The sequence below is a fragment of the Haloferax elongans ATCC BAA-1513 genome (assembly GCF_000336755.1).
GTDB lineage: Archaea > Halobacteriota > Halobacteria > Halobacteriales > Haloferacaceae > Haloferax > Haloferax elongans.
Map to the genome: position 1 here is coordinate 42,030 of NZ_AOLK01000012.1, position 21,592 is coordinate 63,621.

At 63.9% G+C, this 21,592-nt stretch carries 26 protein-coding genes and 1 tRNA gene; 12 read left to right on the plus strand and 15 right to left on the minus strand.

Annotated elements, in window-relative coordinates:
- Nucleotides 1-2: 2 nt before the first annotated feature.
- The 5 genes from C453_RS05570 to C453_RS05590 are packed head-to-tail and all read right to left on the minus strand — an operon-like array spanning nt 3 to nt 2,345.
- A complete protein-coding gene (locus C453_RS05570; RefSeq protein ID WP_008323228.1) occupies nt 3-767 on the minus strand; it encodes a proteasome assembly chaperone family protein in 765 nt (254 codons plus the stop codon).
- A 57-nt stretch (nt 768-824) separates the two neighbouring features.
- Nucleotides 825-1,046 (minus strand): RNA-protein complex protein Nop10, encoded by a 222-nt coding sequence (locus tag C453_RS05575; protein WP_008323229.1) that lies wholly within the window; start codon nt 1,044-1,046, stop codon nt 825-827.
- On the minus strand, nt 1,046-1,846 hold the full coding sequence (locus C453_RS05580; RefSeq protein ID WP_008323231.1) for a translation initiation factor IF-2 subunit alpha: 801 nt from the start codon (nt 1,844-1,846) through the stop codon (nt 1,046-1,048). Before C453_RS05580 ends, C453_RS05575 begins: the two co-directional genes overlap by 1 nt.
- 18 nt (nt 1,847-1,864) lie before the next feature.
- Nucleotides 1,865-2,059: a 30S ribosomal protein S27e gene (locus tag C453_RS05585; RefSeq protein ID WP_008323232.1), complete on the minus strand. Its 195-nt coding sequence runs from the start codon at nt 2,057-2,059 to the stop codon at nt 1,865-1,867.
- Between the two features lie 4 nt (nt 2,060-2,063).
- Nucleotides 2,064-2,345: a 50S ribosomal protein L44e gene (locus C453_RS05590; RefSeq protein WP_007545081.1), complete on the minus strand. Its 282-nt coding sequence runs from the start codon at nt 2,343-2,345 to the stop codon at nt 2,064-2,066.
- A 220-nt stretch (nt 2,346-2,565) separates the two neighbouring features.
- Here C453_RS05590 and C453_RS05595 point away from each other — a divergent pair, with 220 nt between their 5' ends.
- Entirely contained in the window at nt 2,566-2,826 is a 261-nt protein-coding gene (locus C453_RS05595) for an HAH_0734 family protein (RefSeq protein ID WP_008323233.1), read from the plus strand.
- 7 nt (nt 2,827-2,833) lie between these two features.
- On the opposite strand, the gene C453_RS05600 is transcribed toward C453_RS05595, so the two are convergent.
- Nucleotides 2,834-5,182, minus strand: a complete 2,349-nt coding sequence (locus tag C453_RS05600) for a DUF2298 domain-containing protein (protein ID WP_008323234.1) — start codon at nt 5,180-5,182, stop codon at nt 2,834-2,836.
- Between the two features lie 95 nt (nt 5,183-5,277).
- Between C453_RS05600 and C453_RS05605 the strand changes: the two genes are divergently transcribed.
- From C453_RS05605 to C453_RS05620, 4 genes are all read left to right on the plus strand, one after another.
- Nucleotides 5,278-6,063, plus strand: a complete 786-nt coding sequence (locus tag C453_RS05605) for a glycosyltransferase (RefSeq protein WP_008323235.1) — start codon at nt 5,278-5,280, stop codon at nt 6,061-6,063.
- The gene (locus C453_RS05610) at nt 6,056-6,514 is read left to right on the plus strand and encodes a GtrA family protein (RefSeq protein ID WP_008323236.1); all 459 of its coding nucleotides are present in this window, start codon (nt 6,056-6,058) and stop codon (nt 6,512-6,514) included. The genes C453_RS05605 and C453_RS05610 overlap by 8 nt, the downstream gene beginning before the upstream one ends.
- 69 nt (nt 6,515-6,583) lie before the next feature.
- Nucleotides 6,584-6,658: transfer RNA gene (locus C453_RS05615), tRNA-Met, on the plus strand.
- A 276-nt stretch (nt 6,659-6,934) separates the two neighbouring features.
- Nucleotides 6,935-7,351: a Rieske (2Fe-2S) protein gene (locus C453_RS05620; RefSeq protein ID WP_008323237.1), complete on the plus strand. Its 417-nt coding sequence runs from the start codon at nt 6,935-6,937 to the stop codon at nt 7,349-7,351.
- Between the two features lie 6 nt (nt 7,352-7,357).
- Here C453_RS05620 and C453_RS05625 read toward each other — a convergent pair whose 3' ends face one another.
- From C453_RS05625 to C453_RS05645, 5 genes are read right to left on the minus strand one after another with little or no spacing between them, the layout of a single operon-like run.
- Complete coding sequence (locus C453_RS05625) at nt 7,358-8,251, minus strand: aminotransferase class IV (RefSeq protein WP_008323238.1); 894 nt, start codon at nt 8,249-8,251, stop codon at nt 7,358-7,360.
- Nucleotides 8,248-8,904: an anthranilate synthase component II gene (locus tag C453_RS05630; RefSeq protein ID WP_008323239.1), complete on the minus strand. Its 657-nt coding sequence runs from the start codon at nt 8,902-8,904 to the stop codon at nt 8,248-8,250. Before C453_RS05630 ends, C453_RS05625 begins: the two co-directional genes overlap by 4 nt.
- Nucleotides 8,901-10,427: an anthranilate synthase component I family protein gene (locus tag C453_RS05635; RefSeq protein ID WP_008323241.1), complete on the minus strand. Its 1,527-nt coding sequence runs from the start codon at nt 10,425-10,427 to the stop codon at nt 8,901-8,903. Before C453_RS05635 ends, C453_RS05630 begins: the two co-directional genes overlap by 4 nt.
- Before the next feature lie 59 nt (nt 10,428-10,486).
- Complete coding sequence (locus tag C453_RS05640; protein WP_008323242.1) at nt 10,487-11,203, minus strand: helix-hairpin-helix domain-containing protein; 717 nt, start codon at nt 11,201-11,203, stop codon at nt 10,487-10,489.
- A 47-nt stretch (nt 11,204-11,250) separates the two neighbouring features.
- On the minus strand, nt 11,251-12,090 hold the full coding sequence (locus C453_RS05645; protein WP_008323243.1) for a shikimate dehydrogenase: 840 nt from the start codon (nt 12,088-12,090) through the stop codon (nt 11,251-11,253).
- Between the two features lie 204 nt (nt 12,091-12,294).
- Between C453_RS05645 and C453_RS05650 the strand changes: the two genes are divergently transcribed.
- From C453_RS05650 to C453_RS05670, 5 genes are all read left to right on the plus strand, one after another.
- The gene (locus tag C453_RS05650) at nt 12,295-13,266 is read left to right on the plus strand and encodes a calcium/sodium antiporter (RefSeq protein WP_008323244.1); all 972 of its coding nucleotides are present in this window, start codon (nt 12,295-12,297) and stop codon (nt 13,264-13,266) included.
- A gap of 99 nt (nt 13,267-13,365) precedes the next feature.
- Nucleotides 13,366-14,685, plus strand: a complete 1,320-nt coding sequence (locus C453_RS05655) for a D-aminoacyl-tRNA deacylase (RefSeq protein ID WP_008323245.1) — start codon at nt 13,366-13,368, stop codon at nt 14,683-14,685.
- A 140-nt stretch (nt 14,686-14,825) separates the two neighbouring features.
- Nucleotides 14,826-16,016: a cell division protein FtsZ gene (ftsZ, locus tag C453_RS05660; protein WP_008323246.1), complete on the plus strand. Its 1,191-nt coding sequence runs from the start codon at nt 14,826-14,828 to the stop codon at nt 16,014-16,016.
- 255 nt (nt 16,017-16,271) lie between these two features.
- Nucleotides 16,272-16,445 carry a protein translocase SEC61 complex subunit gamma gene (locus tag C453_RS05665; protein ID WP_007545104.1) on the plus strand — a complete coding sequence of 58 codons (174 nt, stop codon included), beginning with the start codon at nt 16,272-16,274 and terminating at the stop codon, nt 16,443-16,445.
- A 1-nt stretch (nt 16,446) separates the two neighbouring features.
- Nucleotides 16,447-16,899, plus strand: coding sequence for a transcription elongation factor Spt5 (locus C453_RS05670; RefSeq protein WP_007545105.1), 453 nt, complete (start codon nt 16,447-16,449; stop codon nt 16,897-16,899).
- 91 nt (nt 16,900-16,990) lie between these two features.
- On the opposite strand, the gene C453_RS05675 is transcribed toward C453_RS05670, so the two are convergent.
- Entirely contained in the window at nt 16,991-17,293 is a 303-nt protein-coding gene (locus tag C453_RS05675) for a DUF7565 family protein (RefSeq protein ID WP_008323247.1), read from the minus strand.
- 128 nt (nt 17,294-17,421) lie between these two features.
- Between C453_RS05675 and C453_RS05680 the strand changes: the two genes are divergently transcribed.
- Nucleotides 17,422-18,156 carry a PHP-associated domain-containing protein gene (locus C453_RS05680; protein WP_008323248.1) on the plus strand — a complete coding sequence of 245 codons (735 nt, stop codon included), beginning with the start codon at nt 17,422-17,424 and terminating at the stop codon, nt 18,154-18,156.
- Between the two features lie 27 nt (nt 18,157-18,183).
- Here C453_RS05680 and C453_RS05685 read toward each other — a convergent pair whose 3' ends face one another.
- Complete coding sequence (locus C453_RS05685; RefSeq protein ID WP_007545108.1) at nt 18,184-18,708, minus strand: metal-dependent hydrolase; 525 nt, start codon at nt 18,706-18,708, stop codon at nt 18,184-18,186.
- A gap of 84 nt (nt 18,709-18,792) precedes the next feature.
- Entirely contained in the window at nt 18,793-19,317 is a 525-nt protein-coding gene (locus C453_RS05690) for a CinA family protein (protein ID WP_008323249.1), read from the minus strand.
- Nucleotides 19,318-19,479: 162 nt separating this feature from the next.
- On the opposite strand from C453_RS05690, the gene C453_RS05695 reads away from it, so the two are divergent.
- A complete protein-coding gene (locus C453_RS05695; RefSeq protein ID WP_008323250.1) occupies nt 19,480-20,709 on the plus strand; it encodes an ArsA family ATPase in 1,230 nt (409 codons plus the stop codon).
- Between the two features lie 18 nt (nt 20,710-20,727).
- On the opposite strand, the gene C453_RS05700 is transcribed toward C453_RS05695, so the two are convergent.
- Nucleotides 20,728-21,570 (minus strand): SDR family oxidoreductase, encoded by an 843-nt coding sequence (locus tag C453_RS05700; protein WP_008323251.1) that lies wholly within the window; start codon nt 21,568-21,570, stop codon nt 20,728-20,730.
- Between the last annotated feature and the right edge of the window lie 22 nt (nt 21,571-21,592).

Consider the following 21,592-nt stretch of genomic DNA (forward strand, 5'->3'; position numbering starts at 1 on the left):
GATTAGCCGATGTACCGCAGGTCGTCGTCGCTGGCGATACTCTGTTGTTGCTGCTGCATCTCCTGTATCTTTCCGGCGACTTCCTTCATCTCCTCGGCGCGGTCTTCGAGCGCCTCGAAGTCGACTTCGAAGTCGAGGAGTTGCTGCAGCACTTCGATGACGACCTGTGCGCTCTGTGGGTCGACGAGATAGCCGCTGGTCTCGCCCATCAGACACGTCGCGTCGAGACCGCGACGGCTGCCGAGACCGAGCATGAGTCCCGAAACGCCGACGATGCCGCCCGCGGGCTCGCCGTCACGGAACTCTACGTCCGCATCTTCGAGTTCCTCGATTCGGGCGTCGTCGGCGACGGCCCCGAGAACCGAGGGTTCGTCGACGAGTTCTCCCGTCGGGACGCCACCGAGTGCGAACACTTGTTCGACGCCGAACTCCTCGGCGATGTCGAGGAAGGCGTCGGTGAGGTGGTAGTGGCCCTCGTTGGACTGCGATTGGTGGTCACCCGTGAGCAACAGCAGGTCGGGTCCGTCGCCCGGTGTCTCGACGGCGTGAATCTCGGTGTGAGTCAACTCGGCGACGCCGTCTTCGATGCTCACCTGCGGTGGGAACACGTCGGCGTAGACTCGCCGCACCAGTTGGGCCTCCTCGAACTCTTCGAGCAGGTGCTCGACGGCGAGTTTTCCGACGTTTCCGACGCCCGGAAGTCCCTCGATGAGGACCGCGTCGGAGAGGTCAGCCTCTGCGACAGCCTCGATTTCGATGTCGTCCATGCACGTAGTGCCGGACGCACTGGTTAAGAGGGCGTCGGTAGCCGACCCCGGATTCGGCTACTCTTCGGTCGCCTGTGAGTCGTGGGTCGCCTGCGACTCCTCGACCGCCCGGCGCTTTCGAGCGCGACGGTACTCGCCGTAGGTGTCGTCGGGATTGTACGGAGCGGGCGCGCTGTTCTCTGTGGGTGCGCCGCACTCCGGACACGTCTGAGAAAGTGAGTACACCGGGCGGTCGTGGCGACCGCGCCACGCGCTACACACCCGGATGTCCGATTTCATTACTCTTCGTCGCCGCTGCGTTCGCGGTGGTATTCGGCGGTACCGCCGACGGCCTCGATGGCCTCACGAGCGCGTGCGACACTCGCTTCGAGTTCCGATTCGGCCGTCTTGTAGTCGGGTGCCTTCACCTTGATGCGGTACTCTGGCGCACCGACGTAGGTGACAGACAGTTCGATTTCGTCGCCGACGTCGCCGTCGCCTTCGGCGGCCTTCAGCGCCTCCTTCACGTCGTCGACGCCGGTGCCCGAGGGCGAGCGCAGGTCGACGTAGCCGGTGACGTTGACGAAGGGAACCGAGACGTTTTGTCGTGCTGTGTCGACGACAGATTCGAGGTCGTCGTCGTCCAGTTCGACGTCTTCGAGGACTTCGATGCCGTGAATAGCAGCCTGCTCGAACCCGTCGTAGAGCGACTCGAATTCGGCGAGCAGCGCGTTCGCGACGGTGCCGTACTCTTCGTCAGAGACGTCCTCGCCGAACGCGATGGCCATCCACTTGTCGGCCTTCTGCTCGTTTTTCCACTCCTGAATCTTCTCTTTGCGCTGGTGCTCGTTGACGTCCTTGATGGTGAGGTCGATCTGCTGAGACCCCTCGTTGACGTCGAGGACCTTCGCGACGACCGTCTGGCCTTCTCGGACGTGGTCACGAACGTTCTTGATCCACCCGCTCGCGACTTCGCTGATGTGGGCGAGTCCGCGCTTGTCTTCGTACTCTTCGAGGTCGACGAAGACGCCGAAGTCCGTAATCTCGTCTACCTTCCCCACGACGAGTTCGCCGGAGTCAGGCCATCCGCTGTACTTCATGAAGCGTCCTCCAAGAAGTTACGCCTCGAGCTCGGTGCTGTCTCGGCGCTCGACCGTCTCGACGACCTCGCCGTGGAACTCGGCGTTGCCGCCGGTCGGCGTGGCGAGGGTCGTCCCGCAGACGGCGCAGTTGACGACCGAAGAGGCCTTTCCGAAGATGGTCTGTTCGTTTTCGCAGTCGGTACACGCGACTTTGTAGTAGTTTCCTGCCATCGATTTACTCCTGGAATTCGAGGCGGCCTGCGCGCCATCCTTTGCGCATGTGGGCCTTGCCACAGTCCGAGCAGATGTACTTCAGGTGCGTCTTCTTCGTGGGTTTGTCTCCACCAGGCACCTTAGAGAACTTACCGGCGTTACCGATGGTGGCCTTGCCGCGTCGCGTCTGACGGGCGTTCCACTTCATACCGGTCGGTCGGCCCTTGCGGACCTTCTCGACTTCGTGCTCGTGGTGTGCCTTGCAGTGTGGGCAATACGTGTTGAAACGGCGTGGCATCTGCATAGATATCGACCTTGTGGGGGTTTTGACGTGGCCCGTTAAAACCCGTTTGGTTCGACGCGGCCGCAAAATCCTCTTCCGTGCCCCGTTGAGCCGTGACAACGGCCCACAGTCACCCGGCTGATAGCCGACCTAGTTCGAGGCCTCAGTATGTTGGTCTTCAGTGTCGACCTCCACGCCCGAAGCCGAAGCGATTAAGCGGTGAGTGTGCCAATCCCGGCGCATGAAGAAGCTCATCATCCACGGCGACCCCGGAATTCGGCGCGACGCCGTCATCAAATACGACGGCGAGGAGTACACGTGCTTCGCCATCGACCGGCAGGGCGACTGGCACGGCCCCGACCGCGTCCAGCTGTGGTGTACCATCGGCACCGAAGACGAGCGCGAGGCGTTCGAAAAGCGCGAGTTCGTCCCGCACTGGCTGGACACCGAGGGTGTCGAAGCCGACGCCATCGAAGTCATCAAAAAGAGCGGTGCGGCCTAACCCTGTCTCAGGGTAACTCCGACTTTTCCACTTCGTAGACTGTCACAGAGCCAGAGCGGTGCACCGGCGTCAACCACGGCACGTCGGTGTCGATGTCGCCGTAGCGGGCTCGTTCTCCCGGTCCGACCCACACGTACTGCACGTCGTATTTCTGGATGAACTGCGCGCGGGCCGACTCGTCGCCCACGTACATCGTGTCCACGTGTCGGACTCGCTCGTAGTACGCTTCAGGGCCACGATAGCCGACTTCGTGGGCCCACCCGGCGACGGTCGGCACACCGGTCAGACTCGATTCGGGGTTCGCGCGCCACGCGTACATCACGTGTTCTCGTTCGTCTGTGACTGCTTCGGACCACTTCGTTCCCGGTGCCGTGAGAACGACCGTCTCCTCGTCGGCAGTTTCGTCGAGCCACGTAATCGCGGCTGCCTCCTGAGAATGCCGCCACTCGGTGAACGCTGTCGCGTCGAGGGTCACTTCTTCTCGGGGCGAACTGGCGTGTTCACTGACTGCGAGGCCGCCGTACACCGACGTCGATGCGACGAACAGAATGACGACGGCGACGCCCATCGCGCGGATTGCTTCTCGGCGGATGCTGAGGTTGACTTTCGGAACCGACAGGTCGCTCGCGGCGGCCGCCTCACGGAACAGCCCTGCGAGGACGGGCCCCATGGCGACACCCCAGAGGACCCACACCTGCATGTACGTCTTGAACACCGTGTTCATCCGACCCGGACCGGCCTGCTCGTTCACGAAGACGATTTCGACGAGCATCGCCAGTCCCGCCCCGGCGACGACGAGCACCGTCGCGAACTGCGGGTCGTCGCTCGCACGGAGGAGTACCCAGCCGACGAGGACGAACGGGACGAAGAGGACGAGCGCGGCGAACGAGTGCACGGCGGCGACGACGGCCAACACGAAGACGCCCGCACCGACCGGAAGCGCCTCGCGGACACCGAGGTTTCGGACGTAGTGAAGCGCAAACGCGGCGATGAATGCACCGTGGACGAGGAGGAGCGCACCAACCCCGCTTCGCTGTGCTGGCGTGAGAATCTCGATTGTGCGCGTGCTCCCGCCGCCTGCGACGCTGCCGAGGAGGAACGGACTCGCAATCGCGACCGCGGCGACGCCAGCGAGACCGACGACTGCGGTCGTCCCGAGCACTCTCGCACCCTCGCTGCGGACTGGGTCGTCGCCGACGAGTTCGGCGAGTCGGTCGCGTCCGGGGAACAGTGTCCACGGGCGTGCGGTCGCGAACACCACCCCAAGGAAGAGCACGCCGAAGATAGACGGGAAGCTCCACGTGTCGATGACGACCTGTAGCCCGCCGAGCACAGCAGTCGCGCCGACGAGGAGGCGGCGCTCACTGATGGCGTCTTCCGGTGTTCGGAAGTACGCGAACGCGAGCGCCGCGCCGAGGAGTAAGAACGGCGTACCCATCATATGCGCGTGGAGGTCACCGTTGAGCCACGCGAAAAGCGGGAACTCGTTGATGGTCTCGGGGATGACACGGCTCGCAGTCCAGTACGAAAAGTCCGACGTGCCGGCGAGAATCTGCGAGACGGTGTAGCGCGAGCGCTCGGCGATTGCCTGTGCGATTGGTCGCTGAATCCCTTCGGGGAGGAGTCGAAGAACGAACCGACCGACCGTGACGAGGTTGCTCGCGAACCCGACGAAGAACGCCGCGAGGATGCCGCCGAGTCGACCGTCGAGGCCGCGACTCAGCGAGATGCTGCGTCCGAGTTCGAACGCTCCGGTCACGAGGAAGCCGAAGAACCCGGCGAGCGCGAGGTTGTAGGCGAACGCAGGGTCGGTGCCCGTGAGCCACGCGAGCAGAATCGAGACGAGGTGGCCGCCGTAGTAGTAGCGAACCGATTCACCCGCGAACCACATGTCCTCGGGCGGGAGCGTCGATGACCGGGCCAGCGACTTCAGGAGGCCGAAGTCGAGGAACTTCTCACCGCCGCCAGCGTGGACTGCGGGGTCGAGCGCACGAAGGGTCACCGCGAAGAGAAACGCGATAGCGAATACGGTGGCTGCCTGCGTGAGGGCGCGTCTGTCGATGTCGATTTCAGGGGCGAGTCGAACTGTGCCGTCACGGAGAGCGTCGCGGTCGAGTCCGACCAGCGCCGAGACTACCACGAGCGTGCCGACGCCGACACCGACAGCTATCGCCGGGCTGAACGCGAGGTGGCCGACAAGGTACACTGGGAGGGTCACGACGACGAGCGACACGGGAAGCGTGAGGCCGGCACCGCGGCCGGGGAGGCGGGCGAACAGTCGGTTCGAGAGGGGAAGACCGACCGCCCAGAGGACCGCAAACACCGCCAGCCAGCGGGCCACGAGGGCGTATTCCATCTGTCAGAGAAAGGTGCGTCCGGCGGTAAACGTGTTGTGGATGGTGTGCGCGCGAGAGCGGTTCGCTTTTTACCACGTTCGAAGAATGGACGGGTATGTCGCAGTCTGTCGGGGTGGTGGTCCCTGCCTATCGGCCCGACCCCGAGCGTCTCGTCCCGTACGTCCGCGCCCTCGTCGCGGAGTTCGACCCGGAAGTCGTCCGTGTCGAACTCGACGCGCCGCGAGCGGGGATACTCGACTCTCTCTCTGCCCTCCCTCCAGTCGTAGACGTGAACGCTGTCGATGCCCGGCGCGGCAAAGGTGCCGCCATCACCGCCGGATTCGAAGCGCTCGACACGGATATCCTCGCGTTCGCCGACGCCGACGGAAGTACACCCGCGGAGTCGATGGGGAACGTCGTCGCCGCCGTCCGCGAAGGCGCTGACCTCGCGGTCGGCTCGCGTCGCCATCCCCGTGCAACAGTCGCATCGCACCAGACCATTGCCCGCCGCTATCTCGGCGACGGCTTCGCGTGGCTCGCCCGTCGCTTGCTCGACGTGCCGCTGTACGACTACCAGTGCGGCGCGAAGGCGATAACCGCCGACGCGTGGGACGACGTTCGCAGCCACCTCTACGAACCCGGATTCGCGTGGGACATCGAACTCATCGCCGTCTCGGGTGCATTCGGTCACCGTGTCGCCGAGGTCCCGGTCGTCTGGGAAGACCAGCCCAACTCGACGGTCTCGCCGGTCGATACGACCATCAAGATGGCACGCGGTCTCCTCCGGTCGCGTCACCGCGCCCGGACGATTCGCGAGGACCGCCTCCACGAGTTCATCGCCGCCCAGAACGACGAGTGTACCCTCGTCGATGAGTTCTCCGCAGAGGCCACGGATGACTAACCGACTCTCGGCGCTCGCCTCCGGCACTCGGTTCGGGAAGTTCGCTTCCGTCGGTGTCGTCGGCGCGATGTTCGACCTCACGGTGAGCAGCATCCTCATCATCTTCTTCGGCGTCCTCGGCGAGTACGCCAAACTCGCCGGCGCGGAGGTCGCCATCGTGGTGATGTTCATCATCAACGACCGCTGGACCTTCGCGGGCGCGGGCGCAGACCACCTTATGGCGAAGGGTCGTCGCTTCCTGAAGTCGAATCTCGTCAGGAGCGGCGGCCTCGCAGTGCAGGTGCTCGTGGTTCGCGCGCTTCGGGAGGTTCCGGTGTCGATTCCGGTCTTCGGCATCGACCTCTGGCAACTCATCCCGTTGCCCATCGCCATCGCCGCGTCGATGTTTCTGAACTACGTCGCTGAGAGCCTGTTCACGTGGCGAATTGCTGCCGGTTCGAGTCAGCGGTAGTCACGGTGAAAATTGACACACGGCTCCCGAAACAGAAGTCTTAACAATGGATGTCGCGTTTGTTGATTCAGCGGGATGGGATAGCCAGGAGATTCCGCCGGGCTCATAACCCGGAGATCGGTAGTTCAAATCTACCTCCCGCTATGGTTTTGCCGACCTCAACTCCTGAGCACCGAGTCTCGTCTCGGTGCGACCCCTGAGGTCGGCTTCATAGCACAGTAGATTTGAACCGGGGAGCGTCAGCGACCGGGGTTCAAATCTATCTCCCGCTATTCTCCTGAAAACCACACTCCCAAGCAGTGCGTCTTGTCGCACTGCGACGACGTGTTTCTCTGCGAATCGTGACGAGTAGCAAATCTACCTCCAACACCGCCGACCGTTTCCGAAGAAGATTTTCCGCACCTTACCGACCAGATACCAATGAGCGACCTCGAACGAATCTGTTCGGTCGACGACGTGCCCGCGGACACGACGTTCTTGTTCCGTGTCGCGGGCGACGACGAAGACGAGCGCGAGGCGATTCTCGTTCGCACCGACGGCGACATCCGCGGCTGGCTGAACTACTGCATGCACCTGACGCACATCAAAATCGACAAGGGCTCAGGTGCGTCGATGCGCAACGGCGAACTCATCTGCGAGAACCACGGTGCGTACTTCGAAGCCGACACGGGCTACTGCAACTACGGCCCCTGCGAGGGCGCAGTTCTCGACGACCTCGATATCACCGTCGACGGCGACCACGTCTTCCTCTCTGACGACGACTACTCGTTCGTGGGACAGGGCGGCGTCGAGAAGGACCCGGCCGACCGCAGTTCGAGTTCGAACGTCGAATTCTGAGGCGACCTACTCTTCTGTTCCGTAGAACTGCCGTTCGACGTAGTCGTCGTAGAGCCGCGAGAGAAGCGTCGTTACCGGGCCGTCGCCGATGGTGATGCCATCGACCGTTTCGACCGGGCGGAGTTCCCACGTCGAGTTGGTGAGAAACGCTTCGTTCGCATCCCGGACTTCGTCAGGCGTGAAGCGCCGCTCTCGAATCGGAATTCCCTCCTCTCGGGCGAGGTCCAACACGACACGGCGCGTGATTCCAGGGAGGACCGGACCGTCGAGACTCGGTGTGCAGAGTGCGTCGTCAGCGACGAAAAAGAGGTTGCTCGTCGCGCCTTCAGTGACGTAGCCCTCCGAATCGAGCATGAGCGCCTCGTCGGCACCCGTGACTCGGAGTTCGGTTCGTGCGAGGATGCCGTTGAGGTAATTGTGTGTCTTCGCGCGGGCGGGCAGCGCGCGGTCAGAAATCCGACGGGTTCGGACGGTCTGGGCCGTCGCGGGGCCGTCCCAGACAGGCTCGGACCCGCGGCCGCCACGCGGTAGGGGTTCGACGATGACGACGACTCGCGGGTCTACTTCTTCGGCGGGGGTCAGGCGACCCGGCTGGCTCCCGCGCGTTATCGACAGACGGACGTACGCGTCTTCGAGGTCGTTCGCGGCCAGCGTCTCGTCGATGCGGCTTCTGAGGTCAGCATCCGAGAGGCCGTGGTCCATACCGAGTACGTCGCAGGTCTCGGCGAGTCGGTCGGCGTGCGCTTCCCAGTGGAACACGTCGCCGCCGTAGGCGCGAAGCGTCTCGAACGCTGCGTCACCGTAGAGGAATCCACGGTCGGTGACCGGAATCGACGCCTCGTCGGCGGGAACGATGTCGCCGTCGACGTAGTAGACACGGTCTGTCTCGTCGTCGCTCATTGTCCATCCTCCGTGTGCGTACGTTCTCCCCACGCTTCGGTCGCTGGACCTTCGCCCGCCGCGATAGCGACGAAGTTGCGAACGATGGCCTTGCCCGCGTCGGTCAGGATGCTCTCGGGATGGAACTGGACGCCGACGTGGGGTTTTTCGCGGTGACGGACGCCCATGACGACCGCCCTCTCCCCGGCGTCGTGGCCGTCTTCGTCGCCCACGGTCGTTGCGGTCACGACCAGTTCGTCTGGGATGTCGTCGTGTTCGACCGCGAGCGAGTGGTAGCGACCGACTTCGATACGATCCGGGAGACCAGCGAAGACGCCTTTGCCGTCGTGTTCGACCACCGATGGCTTCCCGTGGACGACCTCGGGTGCGTGGCCGACGCGACTCCCGAGTGCGGCACACAGCGATTGATGGCCGAGGCAGACGCCGAGGGTCGGATAGTCGAGGTCGCGGAAGACAGGAACGGAGACACCGGCCTCAGCGGGCGTTCCCGGCCCGGGCGAGACCACGATACCGTCGGGGTCGAGGTCCCGAATGTCGTCCACGGTCAGGTCGTCGTTGCGGTAGACCACCACGTCGTCGGCGAACTCGCCGACGTACTGGACGAGGTTGTAGGCGAACGAGTCGTAGTTGTCCACGACGAGGATACGCGTCATCGTTCTGCCCCCACGGTCAACTGCGCCTGTTCGCCGAGCGCCTCGTCGATGGCGTTCACGAGCGCCCGCGCCTTCGCGAGCGTCTCGTCGTACTCGCTGTTCGGGTCCGAATCGTGGACGATGCCCGCGCCGACGCGCAGGTGGTACTCGTCGCAGAAGCGGACGAGCGTCCGAATGATGATGTTCAACACGGCCCGGTCGTCGAAGCCGATGGCGAACATGCTTCCCGTGTAGGGTCCGCGGCGGGTTGCTTCGAGTTCGTCGATAATCTCCATCGTCCGGGGCTTCGGCGCGCCGGTGATGGTGCCACCGGGGAAGACGGCGGCGATGGCATCGGCCAGTGAAGTTCCGTCTCGGCGGCGTCCTTCGACCAGCGAGACGAGGTGCATGACCTCAGAGTAGCGGTCGACGCGGCGGTATTCGGTCACGTCGACGGTGCCGTACTCCGACACCTTCCCGAGGTCGTTGCGTTCGAGGTCGACGAGCATTGCGTGCTCGGCGCGCTCTTTCTCGTCGGTCGTGAGGTCTGCTTCGAGTGCTGCGTCCTCCTCTGTGGTTGCTCCACGCGGGCGCGTCCCGGCGATTGGCTCCGTGACGAGCCGGTCGCCATCGACGCGGAGGAGTAGTTCGGGACTGGCACTCACGAGGTCGACGCCGCGGAGTTCGAGCAGCCCCGAGTACGGTGCGGGATTCACGCGGCGAAGTGCGGCGTAGGCATCGACCGGATGGACGGCGGCGGGTGCGACGAGTCGCTGTGAGAGGTTCGCCTGGAAGGTGTCGCCGTCGCGGATGTACTGTTTCGCGGCTCGGACGCGCTCTGCGAACTCCTCGCGCCCACAGGCGCTCTCGAACCGGGCTTCGTCGGCGACCACGGCTGGCTCGACTGGAGCGACGTCGCCCTCGACTGCCTCGGTGGCGAATTCCGTCGCCCGTGCGAGTGCGTCGTCGTAGACGCTGTCGAGGTCGGCGTCGGGGGTGACTTGCGGGCAGCAGGTCACTCGGAGTTCGGTTCGGTCGCTCTCGTTCTCGCCTTCATCTTCATCGCCTCCACGCCGCGGTTCCTGCCACGCAGCCACGAGGTCGTACAGTCCGAGTTGTAGGTGCGGGAGGTGGCGGTCGTCTTCGGTGTCGTCCGGGAGCGATTCGAGTTCGCGAGCCACGTCGTACGAGAGCCAGCCGAACAGGCCGCAGGGGTACGGCACGTCGCAGTCGCCGCGAACGAGCGACTCCGACTCGACGAGTCCTTCCAGTGCGGCGAGTGTCGGCGACTCGCCGGTTTCTGTGACGGCATCGGGGCTGACTGTGAGGCGTTCGACGGGGGAAACGCCGAAATACCCCCAGCCGGATTGGCCGCCGGTCGTCTCGTAGAAGAAGCCACCAGAACTGCGTCGCGTGCGCCGATAGGCGTCGAACGGGTCGTCGACGGTGACCCTGACTTCGACGGGGACGCGACTCCCGGCGGGAGCGCCTTCGGCAGTCGCGAGAAAGTCGTCGCGCTCGGTGACGACGGTCGGTGCGGTCATTACTCGCACCAGTTCGTGCGTCGGGTAAACGGTTTCGTGACGTGTCAGGCGGTGCCGGGCTACTCGTTCGCGCGGTCAATCCAGCGCTGGACGCGCTTGGGCGACACGTCGATTTCGTCTCCGACGTCGTCAGCGTCCGCGACGGCGAGGTCAGAAACGGTCTCGATGCCGATATCGGAGAGCCGACCCGCGTAGGCCGGACCGATGCCGCGAACCGTCTCGACGGCTGGTGAGTCTTCGGACTCGTCCGCGGCGTCGGTGGTGTCTTCGGTCGCTTCGGACTCGGTCTCTTCTTCGACCGTCTCTGAGTCTGCTTCCTCTTCGGCTGTGTCGGATTCCTCTTCGTCTGCGTCAGGTTCGTCTTCGCCTTCGTCTACGTCGGACTCGACTTCTTCCTCGGCTGTGTCAGACTCGGCTTCCTCTTCGACCGCTGGCTCTGGTTCGGTTTCGTCTTCCAGCTCAGTTTCGTCTTCCGTCTCCGATTCAGATTCCGCCTCTGCGTCGGACTCTGGCTCCGCTTCTTCGATGACTTCGTCTGCTTCAGCGGCTGTCCCCTCCGTCTCAGTCTCTTCGTCTTCCTCAGCGTCGGCTGACGCCTCTTCGACTGGTTCCTTCACCGCGGCTTCCGCCTCGATATCCGGTTCGGCGCGTTCCGTTCGCGTATCTCGTTCGACTGTCACTGTCGCGTCGGTGTCACGGCCGTTTTTCGACGCGGACGACGAGTCGCCACCGAGCAGCGATTTCAGAAAGGACGAGATACTCTCGAGCAAACCCATATTAGTTCTCTGTATGCGGTGCCGTTATTTAAAAACCTGCGGCAGCGTCATGCGGTGAGACGGTCGCGGAGTGCGGCGTTCATCACTTCGACGGGAGCGTCGCGGCCGGTCCACAGTTCGAACGCCTCGACTCCCTGCAAGAGTAACATCCACGCGCCGTCGATAGTGACTGCCCCAGCGTCGGCGGCCTCCCGGAGGAGACGCGTCTCGATAGGTGTATAGACCGCGTCGAGAACCGCGAGGTCACCGTGGAGGTATTCCGCCGGCACGGGTGTCTCGTCGGGTGCTTCCATCCCGACACTCGTGGCGTTGACGAGAACGGTCGCGTCGCGGATGCGGTCGAGGCTGTCGAGACCCCCGCCGGTCGCACCGGGGACGTCGTTTGCGAGGTCGACTGCTTTCGCTGCGGTTCGGTTGGCGACGTGGACCGACGAACCGGCGTCTGCGAGGGCGAACGCAGCGGCGCGACCAGCACCTCCCGCACCGACGACGACAGCGTTCGACCCGTCGAGGTCGATGTCGTGACGCTCGAAAGCGCGCGTGACGCCCGCGGCGTCCGTGTTGTATCCTTTCGGTGTGTTATCCGTCGATGTGCTACCGTCACCTGATGCGCTGTCGCCGAAGGCGATGGTGTTGACCGCGCCGATACGGTCGGCGAGTGGGTCGGGGTCGACCAGTTCGAGAACGTCCTGTTTGAACGGAATCGTGACGTTGAGTCCGTCGATTCCGAGTGCGTCGGCACCGGCGATGGCGTCGGCGAGCGCCGACGGTTCGGGCTCGAACGTGACGTATCGCGCATCCAGCCCCAGCGTCTCGTAGGCCGCTTCGTGCATCGGCGGTGAGAGTGAGTGGCCGACGGGATTCCCGACCAGACCGTAGACGTGCATACCGAGGTGGTGTTTGGCAGACGGTTTAACTCGCCCGCCTGCGTCGGATTCCGCCGGGACTCGGCTGTTGTTCGGTGCAGCTATCAACCGGGTTGGAGCGTCGAAGCGGCTGCGCAAAATGATGGTTATTTTTAATGTGGTACATAGTGACGCTCGCCTCCTGTACCGGCGTGTTTTTGGTCTCCCGTTGGTCTACTCCCGCCTATGTCGGCACTCGCAAGCTTACTTTCCTTCGATACCGCTGTCCTCGTGGCCGGTATCGTCGCACTCTACCTCGGGGCAGAGGCCCTCGTCGAGGGTGCGTCCCGGCTCGCTATCGGCCTCGGTCTTCGGGCGGCTATCGTCGGCGTGACCATCGTCGCGTTCGCGACGACGACGCCAGAACTGTTCGTCGCCGTATTGAGCGGCCTCGGCTACAGCGCTGACCTCGGACTCGGCGCTATCGTCGGCTCGAACATCGCCAACATCGGCCTCGTCTTGGGAATCTCGGCGCTCATTCAACCGATGGGCGTCTCGACGACGACGCTCCGGCGACACGTTCCGTTCATGATTGCGGCGGCGCTCGCGCTCGTCTTGCTCGGCATGGACGGACGGCTCGGCCCGCTCGACGGTGGGATTCTCCTCATCATTCTCGTCGCGTTCACTGGCTATCTCGTCTACCGGGCGCAGGCTGCCAAAGCAGACGCCATCGCAACCGAGGAGATCGACATCGAAGACGAAGACGAGGTGTCGGCGACGTTCAAAGACGTGCTCTATCTCGGCCTCGGCCTACTCCTTCTGTTCGTCGGGTCGAACTGGCTCATCCAGGGTGGGAAAGGACTGCTCGAAGCCTACGGCTTCAGTACGCGCTTTATCGGACTGACGATCCTCGCGTTCGGGACGTCGTTGCCGGAACTCGCTGCCTCTGTGGTCAGTGCCGTCCGCGGCGAAGCCGAGTTCAGTATCGGGAACGTCGTCGGCTCGAACATCTACAACGTCGTCGCCGTCCTCGGTATCCTCGCAATCATGGTCCCCGTGTCGGTCCCTGAGAGTACCATCACTCTCGACTTCCCTGCGCTCCTCGTGTTCACGTTCGGTGTCATCGCGATGATGCTCCGCAACCGCGACGTGTCTCGACTCGATGGTGGTATCCTCGTCGTCGGCTATCTCGTCTTCTTCTGGCTCATCCTCCCGTAATTCGGCTGTCTTCGGCGCGGTGTTTCTCACGCCCATTCGCCTGCTCTCATCCTCGCCGTTTCCGACGCGCTTTTCGCTGGTCTCGGCGACCCTCGAAACGTGATTGGAATCGTCGTCAGCCGCGCCGACAGCGCATCGGTTCACATCGGCGAGCACTTGCGAGACCTCGTGGAGTGGGAGGAAGTGACGGACGACACGCGTCCAGACGGAGCGGGCGGTGGCCGATACTACCGCCGTGCTGGCTTCGAACTCCGCGAGTTCGACGACCTGCATATCTACCTCGACGACCCCGCCGAGGCGTTTTCTGAAACGCCCGACTTCGTTGCTGTCGTCTCGCGGCACTCTGGTGAGACCGGACCGCTTCTCACCGCACACTTCACCGGGAACTTCGGCCCTGCCGACTACGGCGGTGAACCCGGGCGATTCGCCCGAGCCTGCCCGAACGCCCAGCGAGCCGTCGTTTCGGCCCTGCGTGACCACGCGCCTGACGGCTACGAGGTCGGCATCGAGGCGACTCACCACGGGCCGACAGAGATGGATGTGCCCTCGATGTTCGTCGAACTCGGCAGTGGCGAAGCTGAGTGGAAGGACTCCGAGGGCGCGCGCGCCGTCGCGGCGGCCGTTCTCGACATCGACGGTGTCGACCCCGACTCCGACCGCCAACTCGTCGGGTTCGGCGGCGGCCACTACGCACCCCGGTTCGAGCGTATCCTCCGCGAGACAGACTGGTCGGTCGGCCACATCGCCGCCGACTGGCAACTGAAGGCGATGGGCGACCCCGACGAGAACCGAGACGTGCTTCGCCGCGCGTTCGACGCCTCGGCCGCAGACGTCGCACTCGTCGATGGCGACCGCGAGAACCTCGCCGACGTACTGGACGACGAAGGCTACCGCGTCGTCTCCGAGACGTGGGTTCGAGAGACGGCTGGCGTGCCACTCGAACGCGTCCACGACCTCGAATCGACGCTCGTCCGCATCGAAGACGGTCTTCGGTTCGGATCCGACATCGACGCTGCCGACTACGACGTCATCTCGCTCCCCGACCCGCTGTTAGCCGAAGCTCAAGGCATCGACATCGACGCTGCGCTCGATGCTGTCGCAGAGACGACAGTCGCCTACCAGACCGTCGAAAGTGGGACGCGCGCGAGAGGTCGCGCCGCAGTCGCGGGCGACAGCTACGACGAACTCGTCGCGCGACTCTGCGAAATTCTGCGCGCGAAGTACGACTCGGTCGAGCGAGACGACGGCCGCGTCGTCGCCTCGATGACCGCGTTCGACCCTGAGGCGGCCAAAAGGCGCGGGGTGCCCGAAGGACCGGCATTCGGAAAGCTCTCGGCAGGACAGGAAATCGAGGTCGATGACGAGGTTATCTCGCCCGCGGAGGTTTCGAAGGAACGAATCGTCGATTTCTCGGTTTGATGCAATTTCTGCCCATAATCTATCCATAATCTTGTACAACTGGGGCGTTAACCTCCCAACCCACCGCCATGTCGTCGGACAGATGTCTGACGAAAGGGAGAAAGATAATTAGTGGTCCTCCGTAAACCGTCTCCACAAATATGGACTCTATCGTCGACGACGCAATCGATGAGGCCGAGGACATGGGGGAGGGGACGCCTGAAGTCGGCGACCCGACGGAGATTAACCGCTCTGGAACCATGACCGACGACGAACTGAAAGCTGTCCTGAAAGACCTCCAGACCAATATCACGGTCGTCGGGTGCGGTGGTGCGGGTGGCAACACCGTCAACCGAATGCACGAAGAGGGCATCAAGGGCGCAAAGCTCGTCGCGGCTAACACAGACGTACAGCACCTCGTGGAAATCAACGCGGACACGAAGATTCTCATGGGCGAACAGAAGACGCAGGGCCGCGGTGCCGGGTCGCTTCCGCAGGTCGGCGAAGAGGCCGCACTCGAATCCCAAGAGGAGATTTACGACGCCATCGAGGGGTCGGACATGGTGTTCGTCACGGCTGGTCTCGGCGGTGGGACCGGAACTGGTTCTGCACCTGTCGTCGCCAAGGCCGCGCGCGAATCCGGCGCACTCACCATCGCCATCGTCACCACGCCGTTTACGGCCGAGGGCGAGGTTCGGCGGACGAACGCCGAAGCGGGGCTCGAACGCCTCCGCGACGTCTCCGACACGGTCATCGTCGTTCCGAACGACCGCCTGCTCGACGCCGTCGGGAAGCTTCCCGTTCGGCAGGCGTTCAAGGTCTCTGACGAAGTGCTCATGCGCTCGGTCAAGGGCATCACCGAACTCATCACCAAGCCCGGCTTGGTCAACCTCGACTTCGCCGACGTGAAGACCGTCATGGAACGTGGTGGCGTCGCCATGATTGGTCTCGGCGAGTCCGACTCCGAGTCCAAGGCCCAAGAGTCCGTCAAGTCTGCCCTCCGTTCGCCCCTCCTCGACGTGGACATCTCCGGCGCGAACTCCGCGCTCGTCAACGTCACCGGTGGCTCCGACATGAGCATCGAAGAGGCAGAGGGCGTCGTCGAGGAGATTTACGACCGCATCGACCCCGACGCACGCATCATCTGGGGGACGTCGGTCGACGACGAACTCGAAGGCATGATGCGAACCATGATTGTCGTCACGGGTGTCGAGTCGCCCCAGATTTACGGCGGTCGTGGTGAGGACCAACAGCAGCAACAGCAGCAACAGCAGCCTCAGCAACAACAGCAAGTACCGCAGGAACAGGTACAGCAGGGCGGCCGCCTCGAAGATATCGACTACGTCGAGTAATCGAGGTCGCACGCTGTCGATAGGGTCCGTTTGGGTCCCCGCCCGCTCTTGCCCTGTCATCCCCGCGCCGTGAGTCGCATCGCTGTGACTCGCGCGTCACCGTCTCCATTATTCGTGCCGTCGCATGCCGTCACTTGCGCTACCGCATGGTTACTCGCGTGCCGCATGCTGTTACTCGCGCCGCCGCAGACGCGCGCGTACTCTCGTCGTGGCATCAATAGATAGAAAAAGGGCGACCCCCTATGCCTCGACAACATGGACGTCAAGTACGACCTGACCAGCTACATTCGCGTGCTGAAGCTCGCGAGCACCCCGTCCTGGCAGGAGTTCTCTCAAATCGCCAAGATTGCCGGCGCCGGTATCTTCCTCATCGGCCTCGTCGGCTTCATCATCTTCGCGGTCATGAGCTTCCTCCCCGGGGGAATCTGAGATGCCAATCTTCGCCGTAAAGACGACCGCTCGCCAAGAGCGAACGGTCGCGGACATGATTGCGACGAAGGACTTCGCGGAGATACACGCCGTGTTGGCCCCTGACTCGCTCACGAGCTACGTGATGGTCGAAGCCGACGACGACGGCATCCTCTCTCGCGTCCTCGACGAGATTCCGCACGCTCGCGGACTGGTCGAAAGCGGCGGGATGGTCGGTACCTCCAGCATGGCCGAAGTCGAGCACTTCCTCTCGCCGACGCCGGACGTCGAAGGGATCGCCGAGGGTGACATCGTCGAACTCATCGCCGGACCGTTCAAAGGCGAGAAGGCGCGTGTCCAGCGCATCGACGAGACGAAAGACCAGGTTACTGTCGAACTCTACGAGGCGACGGTTCCGATTCCGGTCACGGTTCGCGGGGACCAGATTCGCGTCCTCGACTCCGAAGAGCGGTAAGACCGCGCCTGCGATATCTCTCTTCTCTCTTTGTGCTTTCCCCACCAGCGGCGCGTCTCGCTGTCTCGACGTTGAACAGGTACTATCTTGCTCAGAGCGCGCCCTGCTCGCGGAGCGTTTGGACGACGCTGTTGAGGTCTGCTTCTTCCTCGACGTCCGATTTTATCTCCTCTCGAACGCGGACCGCAGAGGAGTCTGCGTCGTAGGCGCGGACGAACTCGGCGCGGGTGTGTTCGTCGAACGCGTGACGGATGGCGAAGTAGCCGTCCGGGACAATCGTTCCGCATACCTTGCACTCGTGGCGTGTGTGTTCCGTCGTCTGGTGGATGATGGCACCTTCGACGTCTTCGAATCGCGCATCGCACCCCTCGATACCGCATTTCCACCGGGACATGTGCGACCCGACGGCCGTGGGGGACAAAATCGTTTCTTCGGGGAGCCGACGTTAGCGAAATAGCAACCACTAACTGTCGCCTGTTCAGAGATTCTCGCGTGACCGCGAGTACGACGACTCGGGTAGACATGCACGTGAAGATTCTTGACGAGCGAGTCGTCTCGCGTGCGAAAGCCCGCGGTATCGACGTGTTGGTTTACGCCCCGCACTTCGTCCGTCTCCCCGACATTCGCGCCCGTGCAGCCCGGTTTTCTGACGACGACCTCCTCGTCGTCCCCGGCCGTGAGGTGTTCACTGGCTCGTGGCGCGACCGCAAACACGTACTCGCAGTCGGCCTCTCCGAACCGGTCCCCGACTTCCTGACCCTCGACGGCACGATGGCCGAGTTCGACCGACAGGGTGCTGCCGTTCTCATCCCCCACCCTGAACTGCTCAACGTGAGCCTGAGTTTGTCCGACATCGAGCAGTACCGCGACGATATCCACGGCGTCGAGACGTACAACGCGAAGGCATTCTCGCGACAGAACCAACGAGGACGCGAAATCGCGGCCGAGACGGGACTCCCCGGATTCGCTTCGTCATATGCCCACGTCCGCTGGACGCTCGGCGAGGCGTGGACCGAGTTCGACCGGGCTATCGACTCGGAAGCCGACCTCGTCGAAGCACTTCGCGAGGGAGTCGAGCGCCGGGCGATGCGCCGCTCCGGTCTCTCGCACACTATTCGCGGTGCAGCCGAGTTCGCTCACCTCGGCTACGAGAACTCGTGGGGGAAACTCGACCGACTTCTGCTGTCCGGGATGGAACCCACACACCCGCGACACATCGCGTACGACGGCCGGTTCGACGACGTGAGCGTCTATTAAGAGAACTGCCCGATGTCTGTGCCTGCGTTAGAACGACCCGACGAGCGACGCCGTCGCCGCCGCCAGCGACACGTCGAGCGAGAACAGGTAGTAGTGGATGCCCGCGAGGACGCCGAGCTCCGCGACGGTGACGACGACAGTCACCATGTCGGCGTACTTCGAACTCGTCGCCACGCCGGTCGGTAAGTCGTACTCCTGTGGCGACAGCGGGTAGAACAGCGCGATACCGCGCTTGGAACCGACCATGTCGAGGACGTAGTGGGTGGCGACGCCAATCCAGACGAAGTGGAGGTTGCCGAAGACGATGGGAAACGCGAGGAACGCAATCAGTACCGGAAGGTTGTGGAGCGTCTTGCGGTGCTTGCCGAAGGCGGTGTCGACGTCGGGAAAGAGCGCGCCGAGGACGACCGGAAGCGACAACTGGCCGATTTTCTGCGCGAGGAGAAACAGCGAGTCGACAGTCGGTTCGAACGACCGCGGGTCGACAGTGAGGATGACGCCGAGCCCGAGCGCCAACAGGATGGCGTTGAGCACGTGTCCCTTCTTGTTCATAGGCTGAAAGTGGCCGCACGTGATACAAAGGTTTCCCACGCGGTCTGCCGATGGTGTTCCGACCGCGATGGAGACTGCTGGCTGTTAGTCGCCGCCGACCGATGCAACTTCTTCGGCGAGCAGTCTGAGCGCGCCGCGCGCAATCTGTTCTTTCACTTGCGTCCGCGACCCATCGTACTCGAATCGCTTGACGCGGGTGTAGGAGTCACCGGACCCCCACGGGGCGGCGTAGGCGATGCCGACGAAGACGGTCCCGACTGGCTTCCCCGGCAGACCACCTTCTGGCCCTGCGATTCCGGTCGTGGCGACGCCCCACGTCGTGTCCGCCACGTCGCGAACGCCAGCGGCCATCTCGCGGGCGACAGCCTCGGAGACTGCCCCGTCTTCGTCGAGCGCCTCGCGTGAGACGGCCAGCTCGTGGCGCTTGGCGTCGTAGGAGTAGGTGACGAGCGAGCGGTCGAAGTAGTCGCTCGACCCCGGGACGTCCGTGAGGAGCGACCCGATGAGGCCGCCCGTACACGACTCTGCGGTGGCGACAGTGTGGCCAGCGTCGCGGAGGGCGTCGCCAACGCGCTCTTCTTCGGGCGGGTCGGATGCGAATTCGCGCATAGGTACGCCGACGCTCGGACGGGACAAAAATCCGGCCGCTGAGGGTTCCCGGCCATTCGACCGTCGAGGTCGTCGCGAGCACTCGACCGCCGAGGCCACCACTAGCCCGCACGGGCTTCCGAGACCGAGAAGTACACAAGTGCGGGCCGTGCAGGGTCCGACATGGATATCGACGTCGAACCGACCGAGCACCCGGACGACGACAGCGACGGCGACACCGGCGACGACGGCGGCCCTGCCGAAATCGAAGTCGAGGTCACCGACCCTGAGACGGCGACGACCGAGGGGGCGGACCTCCCGCGCGGTATCGACGCGCCCGAGTACGTCCTCTACGGTGGGAAGGGTGGTGTCGGAAAGACGACGATGGCCGCGGCGACGGCCCTCGCCAGCGCGGCCGACGGCACTGCGACGCTCGTCGTCTCGACCGACCCCGCACACTCGCTTTCGGACACGCTCGGCGTCTCGATTCCCGCGGAACCAACGCGCCTTAACGAGGACATGCCACTGTACGCGGCCGAAATCGACCCCGACTCCGTGATGGAAGGCCCGTTCGCGGACGCCGGAGCGGGAGATGTAGCGGACACGACCGACGAAACCGAGTACGATACTTCGGAGTACGACGCCGACAACCCGTTCGTCGGCAACGGAGACGGCTCGAACTCACCGTTCGGCGGGATGGGCGACGCCATGGGCGGATTCGAAGATATGCTCGGCGGCGACGGCCCGCTCGGGATGGGTGGCCCGATGCCCGGTGCCGACGAGGCGGCGGCGATGCAGCAGCTCCTCGAATATCTCGACGACCCGCGATTCGACCGCGTCGTCATCGACACCGCGCCGACCGGTCACACCCTGCGACTGCTCGAACTGCCGGAGATAATGGACTCGATGCTCGGCCGCATCGTCCGAATGCGCGACAAGTTCTCGGGGATGATGGACAACATCAAAGGCATGTTCGGTGGCGGCCCGGACGACCCACAGGCGGGGATGGCCGACCTCGACGACCTTCGAGAGCGCATCGAGCGCCTTCGGGCCATCCTTCGGGACCCGGCGAAGACGGACTTCCGCGTCGTCATGATTCCCGAGGAGATGAGCGTCGTCGAGTCGAACCGCCTCGTGTCGCGCCTCGATGAGTTCGGAATTCCGGTCCAGACGCTCGTCGTCAATCGCGTCATGGAACCCGTCGACGACGTGGCCGACGTGGACCCCCGATGGTTCGTCTCGCCCGACCTCGACGACTGTTCGTTCTGCCAGCGTCGCTGGGACGTCCAACAACAGGCACTTCGCTCCGCGACCGACCTGTTCCGCGGCCGCGACGTCAAACGCGTCCCGCTGCTCGCAGACCAGGTGCAAGGTGAAGACGCGCTCCGTGTCGTCGCCGCCTGTCTCGACTGACGGGAGAACGGAAGCCGCTTACACTAATTTTCGGACGAACCCGTACAGTGCGTCGCGCCACGCGTCGGGAACGAATCGACCGAGCACGCCGATTCGGGCGACTGCACCGGGTTGGTAGCGAGCGTGCGGCTTCGTCGAACTCGCGGCGTCGACGATGTCTTCTGCGACTCGTTCCGGCGGAATCGCCCCCGGTCCGCTCCCGCCAAGGGCCGCCGTGTCATCGAGGAGTTTGTAGATGGTCTCGTACGCGCCGGAGCGCTCGATACCGTCTGACTTCTCGCCACCGTTGACCTCGGCGTCGACGCGGTCGTTGAACTTCGTCTCGACCGGGCCAGGTTGGACGAGGACGGCGTCGATGCCGTATTCTTCAACCTCGCTGCGGAGCGCGTCGGTCATCGCTTCGAGCGCGAACTTCGACCCCGCGTAGACGCCGCTTCCCGGCAGCGAGACGCGCCCGATGACGCTGGAGACGTTGACGATGGTCCCGTCCTCCTGTGTACGCATGTGCGGCAGCACGGCGCGTGTGAGGCGGTGTGGGCCGTAGACGTTCACGTCGAACTGGTCGTGGACCATCTCGGTCGGTACGTCCTCGATGGGACCCAACTGGCCGTAGCCAGCGTTGTTGACGAGACAGTCGAGACGACCCTGTTCGTCGATGATGCGGTCCACGACGCGGTCGACGTCCGACTGGTCTGTGACGTCGAGCGTCGCGATGGTCGCACCGCGTTCGCCCAGCGTCTCGATGTCTGCTGGGTTTCGCGCGGTGGCGTAGACCTCCCACTCCTCGTCGAGGAATTCGAGCGCGGCCGCGCGCCCGATTCCCGAGGAACAACCGGTGATGAGGACCGACTTCTGATGCACGTCGGGTGGTCGAACTGTGCGC

Coding starts and splice junctions, on each gene's coding strand:
- C453_RS05635 (WP_008323241.1), bottom strand. CDS start 10,427: ATGACCGCACCGACCGTCGTCACCGAGCGCGACGACTTTCTCGCGACT.
- C453_RS05670 (WP_007545105.1), top strand. CDS start 16,447: ATGCCAATCTTCGCCGTAAAGACGACCGCTCGCCAAGAGCGAACGGTC.
- C453_RS05685 (WP_007545108.1), bottom strand. CDS start 18,708: ATGAACAAGAAGGGACACGTGCTCAACGCCATCCTGTTGGCGCTCGGG.
- C453_RS05680 (WP_008323248.1), top strand. CDS start 17,422: ATGCACGTGAAGATTCTTGACGAGCGAGTCGTCTCGCGTGCGAAAGCC.
- C453_RS05600 (WP_008323234.1), bottom strand. CDS start 5,182: ATGGAATACGCCCTCGTGGCCCGCTGGCTGGCGGTGTTTGCGGTCCTC.
- C453_RS05645 (WP_008323243.1), bottom strand. CDS start 12,090: ATGCACGTCTACGGTCTGGTCGGGAATCCCGTCGGCCACTCACTCTCA.
- C453_RS05580 (WP_008323231.1), bottom strand. CDS start 1,846: ATGAAGTACAGCGGATGGCCTGACTCCGGCGAACTCGTCGTGGGGAAG.
- C453_RS05675 (WP_008323247.1), bottom strand. CDS start 17,293: ATGTCCCGGTGGAAATGCGGTATCGAGGGGTGCGATGCGCGATTCGAA.
- C453_RS05650 (WP_008323244.1), top strand. CDS start 12,295: ATGTCGGCACTCGCAAGCTTACTTTCCTTCGATACCGCTGTCCTCGTG.
- C453_RS05625 (WP_008323238.1), bottom strand. CDS start 8,251: ATGAGCGACGACGAGACAGACCGTGTCTACTACGTCGACGGCGACATC.
- C453_RS05610 (WP_008323236.1), top strand. CDS start 6,056: ATGACTAACCGACTCTCGGCGCTCGCCTCCGGCACTCGGTTCGGGAAG.
- C453_RS05585 (WP_008323232.1), bottom strand. CDS start 2,059: ATGGCAGGAAACTACTACAAAGTCGCGTGTACCGACTGCGAAAACGAA.
- C453_RS05605 (WP_008323235.1), top strand. CDS start 5,278: ATGTCGCAGTCTGTCGGGGTGGTGGTCCCTGCCTATCGGCCCGACCCC.
- C453_RS05695 (WP_008323250.1), top strand. CDS start 19,480: ATGGATATCGACGTCGAACCGACCGAGCACCCGGACGACGACAGCGAC.
- C453_RS05620 (WP_008323237.1), top strand. CDS start 6,935: ATGAGCGACCTCGAACGAATCTGTTCGGTCGACGACGTGCCCGCGGAC.
- C453_RS05595 (WP_008323233.1), top strand. CDS start 2,566: ATGAAGAAGCTCATCATCCACGGCGACCCCGGAATTCGGCGCGACGCC.
- C453_RS05575 (WP_008323229.1), bottom strand. CDS start 1,046: ATGAAATCGGACATCCGGGTGTGTAGCGCGTGGCGCGGTCGCCACGAC.
- C453_RS05570 (WP_008323228.1), bottom strand. CDS start 767: ATGGACGACATCGAAATCGAGGCTGTCGCAGAGGCTGACCTCTCCGAC.
- C453_RS05640 (WP_008323242.1), bottom strand. CDS start 11,203: ATGGGTTTGCTCGAGAGTATCTCGTCCTTTCTGAAATCGCTGCTCGGT.
- C453_RS05690 (WP_008323249.1), bottom strand. CDS start 19,317: ATGCGCGAATTCGCATCCGACCCGCCCGAAGAAGAGCGCGTTGGCGAC.
- C453_RS05590 (WP_007545081.1), bottom strand. CDS start 2,345: ATGCAGATGCCACGCCGTTTCAACACGTATTGCCCACACTGCAAGGCA.
- ftsZ (WP_008323246.1), top strand. CDS start 14,826: ATGGACTCTATCGTCGACGACGCAATCGATGAGGCCGAGGACATGGGG.
- C453_RS05630 (WP_008323239.1), bottom strand. CDS start 8,904: ATGACGCGTATCCTCGTCGTGGACAACTACGACTCGTTCGCCTACAAC.
- C453_RS05665 (WP_007545104.1), top strand. CDS start 16,272: ATGGACGTCAAGTACGACCTGACCAGCTACATTCGCGTGCTGAAGCTC.